13 protein-coding genes are annotated in these 14544 nt (G+C 53.0%); 9 read left to right on the top strand and 4 right to left on the bottom strand.

Annotation, left to right across the window (positions count from 1 at the left end):
* The first annotated feature begins 7 nt into the window (after positions 1-7).
* From K7G70_RS17670 to K7G70_RS17655, 4 genes are read left to right on the top strand one after another with little or no spacing between them, the layout of a single operon-like run.
* Positions 8-421: an ExbD/TolR family protein gene (locus K7G70_RS17670; protein WP_223789989.1), complete on the top strand. Its 414-nt coding sequence runs from the start codon at positions 8-10 to the stop codon at positions 419-421.
* Between the two features lie 23 nt (positions 422-444).
* Entirely contained in the window at positions 445-1089 is a 645-nt protein-coding gene (locus K7G70_RS17665) for an energy transducer TonB (protein WP_223789988.1), read from the top strand.
* Positions 1090-1108: 19 nt separating this feature from the next.
* Positions 1109-2266 (top strand): tetratricopeptide repeat protein, encoded by a 1158-nt coding sequence (locus K7G70_RS17660; protein WP_223789987.1) that lies wholly within the window; start codon positions 1109-1111, stop codon positions 2264-2266.
* Between the two features lie 41 nt (positions 2267-2307).
* Positions 2308-5427 (top strand): TonB-dependent receptor domain-containing protein, encoded by a 3120-nt coding sequence (locus K7G70_RS17655; RefSeq protein WP_223789986.1) that lies wholly within the window; start codon positions 2308-2310, stop codon positions 5425-5427.
* 29 nt (positions 5428-5456) lie between these two features.
* On the opposite strand, the gene K7G70_RS17650 is transcribed toward K7G70_RS17655, so the two are convergent.
* Positions 5457-6077 (bottom strand): hypothetical protein, encoded by a 621-nt coding sequence (locus K7G70_RS17650; RefSeq protein WP_223789985.1) that lies wholly within the window; start codon positions 6075-6077, stop codon positions 5457-5459.
* Positions 6078-6288: 211 nt separating this feature from the next.
* A complete protein-coding gene (locus K7G70_RS17645; RefSeq protein ID WP_223789984.1) occupies positions 6289-6558 on the bottom strand; it encodes a hypothetical protein in 270 nt (89 codons plus the stop codon).
* 324 nt (positions 6559-6882) lie between these two features.
* Here K7G70_RS17645 and thrA point away from each other — a divergent pair, with 324 nt between their 5' ends.
* The 3 genes from thrA to thrC are packed head-to-tail and all read left to right on the top strand — an operon-like array spanning position 6883 to position 11564.
* Positions 6883-9330: a bifunctional aspartate kinase/homoserine dehydrogenase I gene (gene thrA, locus K7G70_RS17640; RefSeq protein ID WP_223789983.1), complete on the top strand. Its 2448-nt coding sequence runs from the start codon at positions 6883-6885 to the stop codon at positions 9328-9330.
* Between the two features lies 1 nt (position 9331).
* Positions 9332-10288 (top strand): homoserine kinase, encoded by a 957-nt coding sequence (thrB, locus tag K7G70_RS17635; protein WP_223789982.1) that lies wholly within the window; start codon positions 9332-9334, stop codon positions 10286-10288.
* Between the two features lies 1 nt (position 10289).
* The gene (gene thrC / locus K7G70_RS17630) at positions 10290-11564 is read left to right on the top strand and encodes a threonine synthase (RefSeq protein ID WP_223789981.1); all 1275 of its coding nucleotides are present in this window, start codon (positions 10290-10292) and stop codon (positions 11562-11564) included.
* An 8-nt stretch (positions 11565-11572) separates the two neighbouring features.
* Here thrC and K7G70_RS17625 read toward each other — a convergent pair whose 3' ends face one another.
* Entirely contained in the window at positions 11573-11935 is a 363-nt protein-coding gene (locus K7G70_RS17625; protein WP_223789980.1) for a hypothetical protein, read from the bottom strand.
* Positions 11936-12119: 184 nt separating this feature from the next.
* Between K7G70_RS17625 and K7G70_RS17620 the strand changes: the two genes are divergently transcribed.
* Both K7G70_RS17620 and K7G70_RS17615 read left to right on the top strand, forming a co-directional pair.
* Entirely contained in the window at positions 12120-13133 is a 1014-nt protein-coding gene (locus tag K7G70_RS17620; RefSeq protein WP_223789979.1) for an AraC family transcriptional regulator ligand-binding domain-containing protein, read from the top strand.
* A gap of 58 nt (positions 13134-13191) precedes the next feature.
* Positions 13192-13533: a hypothetical protein gene (locus tag K7G70_RS17615; RefSeq protein WP_223789978.1), complete on the top strand. Its 342-nt coding sequence runs from the start codon at positions 13192-13194 to the stop codon at positions 13531-13533.
* A gap of 6 nt (positions 13534-13539) precedes the next feature.
* Here K7G70_RS17615 and K7G70_RS17610 read toward each other — a convergent pair whose 3' ends face one another.
* Entirely contained in the window at positions 13540-14247 is a 708-nt protein-coding gene (locus K7G70_RS17610) for a helix-turn-helix domain-containing protein (protein ID WP_223789977.1), read from the bottom strand.
* Between the last annotated feature and the right edge of the window lie 297 nt (positions 14248-14544).

Here is a 14544-nt window from a genome sequence, read left to right as displayed (position 1 = left end):
CACAAACATGAGATACCGAGAAAGCAAAGAAACTGTTCAGGATTTGAACATCTCACCCCTGATTGACATGGTGTTTATCCTGCTGATCTTTTTCATGGTCAGCACCACCTTTGTGAAAGACATGAAATTGGATTTGGAGCGCCCAGCGGCCTCCAGCTCCAGCACCGCATCAACCAAAGCCGTGCGGTTGTATATCGACAACGCGGGCGAGGTGTACCTGGATGGCGAAAGCATTCGTTCCTGGGTCATCCAATCGCGCCTCAGGGACCTGTTAAAAACCAAAACCCAAAAATCGGTTTTGGTGGTCACTGATGAAAACGTGCCTTCGGGCAAATTGGTAGAAGTGGTGGACCAAGCGCGTCTGGCTGGGGCGTCAGACGTGGGTGTGGCCACTGAGAAAGAAGTCGGAGCGATGAATTAACTCACCATATGAGGAGCAGGCTGATGAAAAGAAAAGAACGATTGAAAAGAAATCTGGCTGCCATGGGTTCCATGGCATTGGGCACCGTGTTGGTGCTGGGAACATTGGTGTTGATCAATGATTCAGAGAATTTACTGGATCAAGCCAACCAAGCCAAAGGCACCAGCATCAAAATTCAACAACCCAAACCCAAAGCCAAGCAAGAAATCAATAAACCCAAACCGAAACCCAAACCACAACGTTCGCGACCCGCGCCGCCGACCCCATTGCTGGGCTTGAACAGCTCATTGGGCGGTTTGGACTTGGGTTTGCCTGATTTCTCAATGGACGGATTGAATGGTCTGGATGGTGACATTTTGGGCGATGGCAGCGGCGTGATCATGACCGATGACACCGTCGACCAATCCCCCAAAGCCGTGTGGCAAGCACCCATGGTATACCCACCCCGGGCCCGCGCCAAAGGGGTTGAAGGCTATGTGGTGTTTTCCCTGTTGATTGGCATCACCGGTGAAATCGAGCAAGTCAAAATCGTTGAGTCTTATCCCGATGGGGTGTTTGACGAAGTGGCCTTGCAAGGCATCAACTCGTGGCGTTTTGAACCGGCCCAATACCAGGGCAAATCGGTCAAGTCATGGGCCAAACAACGCATCCGTTTTGACTTGAGTTAAACCGCCAAACGACGAGAACATGATGAAATCCTATGGGCTGATGGCCATGCTGCTGATGAGCAGCGGCCTGCTGGGCAACGCGGTCAAAGCAGACGATGACGAGGCGGCAGTCAACTACCTGGAGTTGGCTTCTTTGATGCTGAAAGACAACAACACCGAACGGGCCGCAACGGCCCTGGCACAAGTGGACCAAACGGCAGAAGATTTTGATGCCCAACGGTTCCATGTGTTGACCGGTCTGTTGCAAGTCAGAAAAGGCGAACACCAAAGCGCCATTGATGCTTTTGTGGCAGCCAAACAATTGGGTGAAGTGGACTCGGTGATCAATGTGTACCTGGCCCAATCGGCCTTCAGCCTGGAACAATACCCGCTGACCATCGAAGCCTTGAACAGTGCCGGTGATGCGGTGGCCCGCATCCCTTCGGTGTACCACATGCGCGGTCAGTCTCATTGGTTGCTGCAACAACATGACATGGCCTTGGCGGTGATGGATCAGGCCAGCTTGATCTTTCCTGATGACGCCTCATTCCAACGCCGCAAAATCTTCTACCTGATCGAGTTGGGCTTGCACTCAACCGCGGCTGAGTTGGGCCAACAATACCTGCAACAACACCAGGCTGATGCCACCGACTATGTCGGTATCGGCAATGCCCTGCGCGCTTCTGGACAGTTGATCGTGGCCTTGCGGTTCCTGGAGCAGGCCAAGTTGCAGTTCCCGCACCACCCGGACATCACCAAAGCCCTGGCCGCCACCTACATCAGCAACCAGTCCTACCACGCCGCCGCCCAGCTGGTGCATGAATTGTCCTTGACCGAACCGGCCCTGTTGTCCGAGGCGGCCGAATTGTACCGCCGAGCCGGACAACGCCACTTGGCCCTGACTTTGAATGGTCAGGTCACCGACCAAGCACAAAAAATGAAACAACGCCTGGGCTTGTTGATCGAGTTGGAAAACTACGACCAAGCCGCCAGCATGGAACAAGACATCAAACGCCTGCGCATCGATGACGATGAGAACATTTTGTATGCCATGGCATACGCCCTGTTCAAAGTGGGCCAATACGACCGCGCAGAAACTTACTTGTCGCGCATCACCGACACAAACCTGTTCCAAAAAGCCGTTGAAGTGCGAAAAATCATGGGTGATTGTGAGGCTGAACGCTGGCGTTGTCAGTGAGTTGAACACCGCAGAAAAATCCGTCTAACGACCGAAAACTTATGAATAAAATGTTGCAAAATTTGGGGCTGGCCTTATGCCTGCTGTTGACCCCCATCTGGGCTTTGGCGGCCGATGCCGAAGTCACCATTTATGTGTTCCTCAAAGGCAGCCCACTGAGTCAAGTGGAGGTGCGGGTGGCCGATGAAAAACTGGGCAGCACCGACGCCCAAGGCCGCGCCGTGCTGACCGTTCCTGTCGGCGATCAAGTGCTGGTACTGCAAAGCGGCGAGGACGTGTTGCACCAACAAGCGGTACAGTTGTTTGACGGTGAAGTGTTGCAGTTGTTGGTAGATTTCAAAGTCCGGGGCGATGCCAATCCCTTGGTTGACATGGAAAGCTCGGTGGACAAAACCAACCGCCAAACCGCCACCACCGAAGACCCGGTCGATGCGGTACCGGTGCCGCTCAGCGGGGTGGTGCTCAATGCCGAAAACCAACAACCGGTGGTCGGTGCCAAAGTCTACATTTCCGGTTTGGCTGATCATTTGGTGACCGATGCCCAAGGTCAATTCAGCACCACCGTGAATGCCGGCACCTACAACATCTCGGTGTTGCATGCCCAATTCAACAGCCAAATCAAAAACCAACTGTTGATCAATGAACCCGATGGCAACCAAGTGGACATCGAATTGACGCCAGCCGGTGCGGAATTGCCCGAATTTGTGGTGGTGGAACCGTTCATCGAAGGCTCGCTGGCCTCGGTGTTGGAAGAACGCCGGGCCAACAACTCGGTCGCCAACTACCTGAGTATGGAACAAATCAGCAAAGCCGGTGATTCCGACGCCGCCGGGGCCTTGAAACGGGTCACCGGTTTGACCTTGGTGGATGGCAAATTCATCTTCATTCGGGGCCTGGGTGAACGCTATTCCAGCACCTTGCTCAACGGTGCCAACCTGCCCAGTCCGGACCCCACCCGCCGCGTGGTGCCCTTGGATTTGTTTCCCACCGGCATCATCGAAAGCATCGAAGTACAAAAGGGTTATGCCGCCCACTTGCCAGCTGAATTCGGCGGTGGTTCGGTGGTGCTGCGCACCATCAGCGTACCGGATGAAAACTTTTTGAACCTCGGTTTGTCCTATGGCCACAACACCCAAACCACCGGCAAAGACGGCTTGAAATACAACGGTGGTGGCAGTGACTGGACCGGCCGCGATGACGGCTCACGGGCGATTCCTCGGGTCTTGGCCGAGGCCATTGCCGGTGACACTGAATTGCGCCCCAACAACCCGTTTTTTGATGGCGGATTCAGCCCCGAAGAGCTGGAAACGTTTGGCGAGTCTTTGAACAGCAACTATGACCTGCGCTTTGCCACCATCGATCCAGGCCTGGGCTTTGATGCGGCCGGCGGCATGCGCTTTGACTTGGATTCCGGCCAAACTTTGGGCTTTTCTGCGGCCATGGAATATGGCAATGACTTCCAGACCCGCTCGGAACTGCGCCGCAGTTATAATGTATCGACTGGCAGCGAACTGACTTTGGACAGTGAAGAGTTGTCGACCACCACCAGTCGGGACATCAACCTGTCGGGGTTCATCACCACCGGTATTGAATTCAATGAGCAGCATCAGGTGTCTTCCAACTTCATGTATTTGCGCAGCACCCAGGATTTTGCCGAACAAGCCGAAGGCTTCAATGAAGACTTGGGCAACGCCAGACGCATATCCGAATTGCGTTGGACCGAACGGGACTTGACCTCTTTGCAGGTGTTTGGCGAGCACGTCTATCCACAATTTTCAGGCTTGCAAATGAAGTGGCAATACACCGATTCAGAGGCCAGTTTCTACGAACCTGACAACCGCATCTACCGCTATGACCAGCGTGAAGAAGGCGACTTCGTGTTCTCCACCCGCAACGACAGCAACTCACGGGTGTTTCGCGACTTGGTCGACCAAAGCCGCAACATCCGCCACGACTGGTCTTTGCCTTTGACCTTCGGCAACCACCACGACTTCTTAATCCAATTTGGTCAGAATTGGGTCAAAAAAGACCGCAACTCCGACATCCGACGCTTCGTTTTTGAAGACGTGGGCCCCTTGGCCAACCAAGTCGATCGCACCGATCCCTTGAGTCAAATCCTCAACCCTGAATTCATCGATCCGCAAGGCTACCAATTGATTGAGGTAACCCGCGCCACCGACAATTATTTTGCTGACCTGGACATCAAAGGCACCTACTACGGCATCGACTATGCCTACCAAGAAAACCTGCGTTTCACCCTGGGTGCCCGCCGGGAAACCTTCAATCAATCGGTCACCACCTTCCGTTTGTTTGACCCCAATCAGAGCCCCATCACCTCCAGTTTGTCAGACGATGATTGGTTTCCGGCCTTTTCGACCACCTGGATACTGAACGACAGCCTCCAATTCCGCTTCAATTTCTCTGAAACCGCCACGCGACCGGATTTCAAAGAACTGTCCTCGGCACAGTTCAAAGACCCGGTGTTGAACCGCGATGTGATCGGTAATCCGGATTTGATCGTGGGCAAAATCACCCACTACGACCTGCGCTGGGATCAATATTTTTCACCCGGCGAATTCGTCTCATTGAGCTTGTTCTACAAGGAATTTGAAAACCCCATTGAGGTGACCATTTTCCCCGGCAGTGCCAACATCATCAGCTTCCAAAATGCTCTGGCCGCCGAGAACACCGGCATCGAACTGGAGGTCTACAAAGACTTTTCCTTCCTTGGAGACCGCTTTGCCAATTTCTACATCAGCGCCAACTACGCCTACATTGATTCGGAAATTCAATTGGACACCAGTGGTCCATCGGGTCAAACCAACAACACCCGACCTTTGCAAGGCCAGTCCCCATATGTGGCCAACGTGCAATTGGGCTATGACAACGCCGATCGAGGGATCAGCGCGTCCTTGTTATTCAATAAATTTGGCGCGCGGATTTCTGAGGCCGGCACCAGTGGCCGCCCCGATATTTACGAACAGCCTTTCAACCAGGTTGACTTCGTTTATTCACAGGCCTTGGCCGGGCGTTGGAAATTGAGTTTCAAAGCCCGCAACCTGTTGGATGATGAAGTGGTATTTTTGCAAGGTGACGAGATCACCCGCACCTTCACCCGCGGTCGCAGCTTCTCACTGGGCGTGTCATTCGATGTTTTTTAAAGCAAAAACCTGCTTGAACAAGGGCCTATTTAGTTGATCTCCAAGCCACCTTCTTTGTCCCCCACAAACTGTTTGATGTACTGAATTTTTTGCTTGAGAATCGAATCTGTTTTTGCCCAGGTGTTGACTATGCGGTGGCTGCTTTCGATCATCAAAGCGGCAAAAATACAAGCCTTGTCTTCCTCCACACCGGTGGTGCTGTATGAGCTGATAAATCCTTTCAACGGGTAATTCAATCTTTTTGTATAGTCGCCACCTCGGTTCCAAGTGCCGCCATTGCCATATGTGAAGTTGGGGTTGTTAAAACCCATCCATTGCGGATCTCGCCAATAAAATTGAAACCCATTGAGCTGATAATCGATCAAATGGAAATATTCATGATGCATGACATTGGTTTGGTAATCTGGGTCAAATCTGCCGGCCTTAAAATCATAATAAAGGGTATGATTCAACGCATCTGGGTAAGCACTTCTGGATTGTTTGAACACGCCGCCTCGGGTGGATACATTCAGGTATTTAACAATGGCAATGGTACGCAGTTGAACCCTTTGGTGAAAAACTTTGGGATATTTAGAAAACTCCACATCCAAACGTTCGATGTAAGTCATCAGCAACTCATAATCTCTGGGTTCAGCCAACAAATATCCCATTCGGAATGTTGATTTTGGCTTTTCCTGATCTTTGTGCCAATACAAGGTCAAGCCGTGTTTGTCCTTAAAAGCTTTCGCCTTTGCAGAAATGATTTGTTGGTTTGTGGCACCCACTGGAAGTGAAATGACAACCAATATCACCCACGTCAAGCCCCTCGCGAACCTGAGAAAAATGGCGGCATTCCTGTTGATGCCAACTTGGCTTGATGACTTATTCAAAACTGTCATTGTGAATGATCAATTGCCAAATCATCAAGCCACCCAGTAACAAACCAAGCTCAAACCCATAGATCATCAATGCCAACGAGATCAAACCTGCCAACCACTGCCCCCAACGCCGCCGCTGCAACAAACCCATCATGGCAATCACCATCAACAATGGATAAATCAAGTCGGGGGAAAACCACAGTTTTCTTTGGACCATGAAATCAAGGGTGCCCAACAACATGAGAACCGCAAACAGCAAATAAATTTTGGCCAAATGATGGATCAAACCCAGAGGTCTTTGCCAAGCCTTAAGCCGTTGATTTGTTCCATTTTGACTCATTCCTGTTGACTTGTCCTGCGGGAAGGGAAGCATGAATGAGGGTGATTTTAACTTGAACTGCCATTCAACGGTTGTAATTTATCATCAAACTCAATATATTAGGCACATGCCACAACGAATCAACACAACCACAACCATCACCACACGGCAACCGGTCATGTGCTGAATCGTTGAACCCATTGATAAAGCCCGTGACTTGGAAACAACTCACGGGCTTTTTTTTAGGCCCAAGCAGGCCAGTACAAAATAAACCAAACCATGAAAGTGATGAAATTCGGTGGCTCTTCACTGGCCACCGCCGAAAAATTCAACCAAGTGGTGGCTTTGATCGAAAGTCAGCAACAACCGCTGTGTGCGGTGTTTTCTGCCCCCCAGGGCATCACCAATGACCTGGTGGTGTTGATTGAATTAATCAACCAACAACAGGACCTCACCCACCAATTGGACCTGATCAGCCAACAGTTGTTGACCATCAGTGCCGACTGCACCAATTTGCGGGCCGAGTTTGATGTCAGCAAAAGTCAGCAACAGACCGCCGGCTTGCTCGATCAATTGCGCATTTGGGCCCAGGGCTGTGCCATGATCGGCCATTGTCCGCCGAAGACCGCTGCCCAAATGCTGTCCACTGGGGAAAAGTTCAGCACCTTGTTGATGGCCACCTTGTTGCGCACCGTGCATCCGGTGACGGTGCTGGACCCGAAACTGTTCATCTGCACCGAAGACGATTCCATTGAACCCAAAGTCGACTTGGTCCAGTCCACCGCCGCCTTCAAACAAAAATACAGTGCCTTGACTGATTTATCGGTGATGCCAGGCTTTTATGGGGCCAGTCCGGAGGGTGACCTGATCACCTTGGGGCGCAATGGCTCGGATTATTCAGCCGCGGTGTTGGCGGTCTGTGTGGCCGCCCAGGCTTGTGAAATATGGACCGACGTGGACGGCATTTACAACGTCGATCCACGCTTGGTGGCCGAAGCCCAATTGATTGAGCAAATGTCTTATCAGGAAGCCATGGAGTTGTCCTATTTTGGGGCCAAGGTGCTGCACCCCAAAACCATCACACCCCTGGCGCAACATGGCATCCAATGCCAAATCAAGAACACCTTGAATCCGGCCCATCCAGGCACCCTGATTTCAGCCGAAACCGCCAAACAACGGGTGGTCAAAGCCATTTCCAACTTGTCTGATGTGGCCATGCTGAATGTGTGTGGGCCGGGCATGAAGGGCATGGTCGGCATGGCCGCACGTGTGTTTCAGGCAATGAGTGAGGCCAACATTTCGGTGATCCTGATCAGCCAATCATCCTCCGAGTACAGCATCAGTTTTTGTGTGCCTGGCAGTGAAAGCCAGCGGGCCATCCGACACCTGGAAAACGCCTTCAGACTGGAATTGAAAAACGGTTTGTTGGAGCCCATTGCTTGCCAACAAAACCTGGCCATCATCACTTTGATTGGTGACCGCATGCACCAACAAAAAGGCACCGCCAGCCGCTTTTTCAGCGCCCTGTCCCACGCCCGGGTCAACATCATTGCCATCGCCCAGGATTCCTCAGAGCGCAGCATTTCTGCGGTGGTGCGGGCCAAACGCATTGACGATGCCTTGGTCATCTGCCATCAGCAGCTGTTCCTGAAAAAACCACGCATCGATGCCTTTTTGATCGGCTGTGGGACGGTGGGCCGAGAATTGATCCAACAAATCAACAAGCAACAAAACTGGTTGCAAGAGCAAAACATCGATTTGAAATTGGTCGGCATTGCCAACAGCCGACAATGTCTGCTGCAAGGCGACGGCATCGATCTGGACGACTGGGAAGCACAGTTACAAGCGTGTACCGAGGGGTTGTCGTTGGAGCGCTTGCGGCAGTTTGTGCGCGATGCCCACTTGACCAACCCAGTGATCATTGATTGCACCAGCAACCAAGACATCGCCATGAGTTATCTGCGTTACCTGGAAGCCAATTTCCATGTGGTCACGGCCAACAAGAAAGCCAACACCGATCGCCTGGCTTACTACCACCAGCTGCAGGCCATGGCGGCCAAGAAGCAACGCCGTTTCCTGTACGAAACCAACGTCGGTGCCGGCTTGCCGGTGATTGATAATTTACAAAGCCTGCTGCGGGCCGGTGACGAGTTGTTGCAATTCGAAGGCATTTTGTCCGGTTCCTTGTCCTTTATTTTTGGCGAGATTCACCAGGGCTTGAGTTTGTCCGAAGCGACCCTCAAAGCCCGCGATTTGGGCTACACCGAACCCAACCCAGCCGAAGACCTCAACGGGCTGGATGTGGCCCGCAAAGTGCTGGTCATCGCACGCGAAGCCGGCATGGCCTTGGAATTGTCTGACATCGACTTGCAGCCGGTGGTGCCACAGGCCTTGGCTGACCTCACCGATGCCGATGAATTCATGGCCCAATTACCGGCCTACGACGCCGAATTTCAACAGCTGATTGATCGGGCCGAAGACCAACAGCAAAAACTGCGTTATGTGGCGATCATCCAAGGCGGTCAATGCGCGGTCAAAATCCAATCCGTGGCTGCCGATCATCCCTTGTATGAAATCGAAGCCGGGGAAAACGCCTTGGCCATCAACACCCAATACTACCAACCCAAACCCTTCATCATTCGCGGTTATGGTGCCGGCGCGGCGGTGACCGCCGCCGGTTTGTTTGGTGATGTGCTCAGGACCTTGTCTTGGGAACAGGAGCACTGACATGCACCTGCCTGTGACCGTATTTGCCCCCGTTTCCATTGGCAACGTCAGCGTCGGCTTTGATTCCTTGGGTTTGGCCCTGCAACCGGTCGATGGCGCTTGGCTAGGAGACCGGGTTCATGTGAGTGCCGCCAACGAACCGGCCTTCACCTTGTTGGGCCGCTTTGCCGACCGCTTGCCGGCGGACCGTGAATCCAACATCGTGTGGCACGTGTTGCAGGCTTTCGACGCGGCCTTGGTCGACCGTGGCGGGCAGCCGGTGCCGGTGCACCTCACTTTGTACAAAGACATTCCGGTGTGCAGCGGTTTGGGCTCCAGCGCCTGTTCCGTGGTGGCGGCATTTGCGGCCCTCAATGAATTCCATGACCGCCCCTTCAACGACGATGAGCTTTTGCGCCTGATGGGTCAGGCCGAAGCACAAATCAGTGGTTCCTTACACTACGACAACGTCGCCCCCTGTTTCTTGGGTGGCATGCAATTGATGCTGCAAGACCAATCCGAAGTGGCCTTGTCCTTACCCTTGTTTGATGAGCTGTATTGGGTGTTGGCCTACCCCGATGTGCTGGTCAGCACCCAAGCGGCTCGGGCGTTGTTACCACCACAGTACAGCCGCACCACACTGATCCGCTTTGGGCAAAACCTGGCTGCTTTTGTGGCCGCCTGTTATCGGCAGGATCAGGCCTTGGCCATGGCTTTGTTGAAAGACGAGATTGCCGAACCGTATCGGGCTGAATTGTTGCCTGACTACCACCACACCCAAACGCAATTGCGCGCCATGGGCGCCCTGGCAGTGGGCATCTCGGGATCAGGACCGACCATTTTTGCGGCCTGTGACGATTTGGCCCTGGCCCAACAACAAGCCGCTTGGCTGCAACAAAACTACCTGCAAACCGAAGCCGGGTTTGTCACCATTTGCCGGGCCGACAGCCAAGGCACCCGAACCGTGGAAGACCAATGACATGCAACTGAATAACCTCAAAGACCCCCAACAGGTGGTGGATTTTGCCACCGCCGTCAAAACCGGCCTCGGTAAGCAGCAGGGCCTGTTTTTCCCCGCCAAAATTCCCACCCTGACTGGCATCAACCACCTGCTCAGCATGAACACCCAAAGCCGCAATTTTCATTTGTTGCGGCCATTTGTGCATGAGAACATTGATGATGAGGCCCTGCACCGCATCATCGGCCAAACCTTCACCTTTCCGGCGCGCATGCAAACGGTGAATGCACAGGTGTCTTGTTTGGAACTGTTTCATGGTCCCACTTTGGCCTTCAAGGATTTTGGTGCGCGGTTCATGGCCCAATGCCTGCAGCATTTTGCTGGCAACGAAAAAATCACCATCCTCACCGCCACTTCGGGTGACACCGGCGCCGCCGTGGCCCATGCCTTTCATGGTTTGGACAACATCGAAGTGGTGATCCTGTTTCCCCATGGCAAGATCAGTGAGTTGCAACAAAAAATGTTCACCACCCTGTCCGGCAACATCCGCACCCTGGCCGTGGATGGGGCTTTTGATGATTGTCAAAAGTTGGTGAAACAATGTTTTGATGACCCAGACTTGGTCCAAGCGGTGGGCTTGAATTCAGCCAACTCGATCAATGTCAGCCGTTTGTTTGCGCAGATTTGTTATTACTTCGATGCCTTGGCGCAATTACCGGTGCACCGCCGCGAACAAACCGTGGTGGCGGTACCCAGCGGCAACTTTGGTAACCTATGTGCCGGCATCATCGCCAAAACCATGGGCTTGCCCATCAAGCGCTTCATCGCCTCCACCAACTTGAACGACACCGTGCCGCGTTACCTCCAGGATGGGGTGTGGGCGCCCAATGCCACGGTAGAAACCCTGTCCAATGCCATGGACGTGAGCAAGCCCAACAACTGGCCGCGCATTGAATACCTGATTGAATCGGGGCAATTCGACCGGCGTTTGCTGTCCGGCTTGGCGGTGGATGAAAACACCACAGCCGATACCTTGCAAGACTTGTACCGACAAGGCTACCTCAGCGAGCCCCATGCCGCGGTGGCTTATCAGGGCTTGGTCGACAGTTTGACCGACGATGAGCTGGGCATCTTCTTGGGCACCGCCCATCCGGCCAAATTCAAAAGCACCGTGGAAGCAATCTTGGGCATCGAACTGCCCTTGCCTGAGGCCATAGCCGAGTGTGCCAAGTTACCCGACCTGTCGACGCGGCTGGCACCGGATTTCAAGGCCCTGCGCAGGTACTTGAAGTCCTGACGGGAGGCTCACGAAGCGGCCGTTTTGAAGTGGTGTTTGAACACATACACCCAGGGAATGATGATCAAATCGATGAGGGCGCCGATGCCCGAGGCCTTCATCAATTCTTGACCGGTTTCGTCCAGTAAGCCCGCTTGCCACAATGGATAACCAACCGCCACCACCCAAATCAGTTTATAGGTGAACTGCAGCAGCAACAAAGGCAACATTTTGACCGGGTAAAACACCCCCAGGATGGACAGTGCTGAAAATGCCCCCCAAAAGGCATAAGCGATCCCATAGGTGGGATCCCATGGGCCAGTTGGGCTGATCAGCGAAGACCAGGCTGGATACCCCAAAGTGGTGGCCGTGAGTAAAAACAGAAAGCGCATGGCGTGAAGTCGCCATTTTGGCAGTGCATTGGTCATGAATACCTCGTCAATAGTGCTGTCAAATAAGCCATGAGGGTCTGCCTGAGACCGACCCGGTTGACCCGTGTGTCCCATTCTAAATAGAATGTATGACCACCACAACCAACCCCGTGTGACAAATGCAAACCCTGGGCATCAAAATCCAATGACAGCCACTTTCAACCGACCCACCGTAGCCGCTGGCATGGTCAAAGCCCTGCTGGATTTTTGCCGCACTTTGGGTGTGTCAAGCACCGAATTGATGCCATATGCAGCGATCAATGAAGCGGCATTGGCAGACCCTGACAACCGCATTGATTTTGCCACTTACATGCATTTGATGCGCCACGCCAAACGCATGACCCAACAACCCGCATTGGCCTTGTTGTTTGGCGAGGCCATTGATTTACATGAGTTCTCGGTGGTCGGTTTGATCGCCCGATCGGCACAAACCTTGGACGAAGCCTACCAACAAATCAACCGTTACAGCGCCTTGGTGGTCGAAATCGAAGGGCTCGGTGATGGCGACCGATTTGCCCTGGTGCCAGAAGGTGATGATTTGTGGCTGGTTGACCAACGACCTGATCCCAATGCCTGTCCGGAACTGACCGAAACCACCTTTGCTCGCATGCATTGTACCTATGCGCGGGATTTTGGCGGCGAACCCTTGTTGCGTGAAATCCATGTGACCCATGATGACCCAGGTTACCGCGCGGAATACGAACGCATCTTCAACATGCCGGTGGTGTTCAACAGCGACAAGAATGCGGTGCCCGTCGATGGCAGCCGCCTGCCGGAGAAAATCACCCATGCCAACACCTACATATTCGGTTTGTTGTCAACGCACACGGCGGCGCTGTTGGCCGAGCTGAAGGCCTCAAAAACACATGCGGGTCAGGTGGAATCCATATTGATTCCGCTGTTGCACACGGGGGCAGCCAACATGGATTTGGTGGCTGACCGCATGGGCATGAGTCGCCAACAACTCTACCGCAAACTGAAAGCCGAAAACCGCCAGTTTGAACAAATTTTGGATGGCTTGCGCCATCAGATGGCCCTCAACTACCTCAAAAATCAACGCTTGTCCGTCAAGCAAATCGCCTATTTGCTGGGCTTTTCTCACCCCAATGCCTTCAACCGTGCGTTCAAGCGTTGGACCGGACACACGCCCAAAGGCTGAACCCCAGGGGTCAAATTTTGATGGCACGCTGACCCCCAAATCTGCTATGCTGGTGGGTATGCGCAATCATGTCCCCATCAACAATCGCGGTCTTGTCAGCCTGGGTTTGCTGGCTTGCTTGCTGATCTTCCCATGCCTGGCCAAAGAAGCCCAACAAGATCAGACTGCTCATCCTGTCACGCGCAAAGTGGTTCATTTTTCTCGTGACGACATCATGCAAGCCATGCCCTTGGTCGACATCCAGTGTGATTTAACGGTGGATTTGTTGCACGGTTTGGTGCCCTCATATGCGCCGGTCAAGAGCAAACCAGATCGATTCATTTTCACGGATTGGAAAATGCACCTGAACGATTTGTACTGCCAATTCAAACAGCAAGCCCCTGCCGGCGCGGCGTTGTGACTCAGTTCATTGCTTGAAACGGAAGGCATAGGCGAACATGAACATACCGGCCACCATGCACATCATGCCCAAGCTGGAGACCAAGTCGCTGTTGGCCGTATTCAAACGTTTTTCTTCTCGGTATTCATAGACCCGCCGGCCGCCAGGCACCTCAGCAATGAAGGTGTTGCCGGCATAATCGGCCACGGTGAGAAAATGCAAATCCAAGCGGTCGCGGTTGTTTTGGGTTCGCAGCTGAGCCTGTTCGCGGGTTTCGTTGATGGCTTCGATCTCATGTGATTGATATTGATACACGGTTTCACCCGGTTTGATCACCCCGGGTGATTCATAAATGTATTCCACTGCAGGAAACAGCACCCCCTGGGAGCCGATGAAGAACAAGCCCACCCCCAGCACCACCACTGCCGATGACCAAATGAAGCGCCACTTGAGGCGCCTGAGTTGCCGGTGTTTGATCGAGGCATATTCGGCCGCCACCTCTGGGATGTGGGACAGGTGCTGTTCAATGTAGGACTGACTGAGGCTGTTGATCAATTCCATCCCAGACAAATCAAACGCTTGGGCAATCTTGTTGATCACGTCAAAGGATGGGGTGCCTTTGTCGTTCTCCAGTTTGGATAAATACGACTGTTCGATGCCGGCTTTGCTGGCCAATTCGGGTTGGGTCAGTTGCTCTTGGGTGCGCAGTAATTTAATTTTTTCACTGAGTTTCATGGTTCGTCTCTGGTTTTGAAGAACCCCCATTCTTGGCGGTCATAACAGGAATATACAGATGAATATACCGCCATATCAATGAATATTTCTCAGAAACACTGGGTACCGTCCATTTTCAGTGGCGGTTACGCGCCAAGCGACCCGGCCACCCCCGAAGCATAGAGGGTGAACCTTGTATCCTCCCTCGCTGTTCCACTGCCGCAGCCTGCACACTCTTCTCTCCCACACCCCTCCGGGCTGATTACTTTTCCCGCCATAATCCAAGACTCAATTCATTGCTTCAATTCATGTTCATTC

The organism is Marinicella meishanensis, assembly GCF_019931145.1.
Lineage (GTDB): Bacteria > Pseudomonadota > Gammaproteobacteria > Xanthomonadales > Marinicellaceae > Marinicella > Marinicella meishanensis.
Note: the sequence above shows the minus strand (reverse complement) of the source record. Positions and strands in the feature narration are given on the sequence as shown.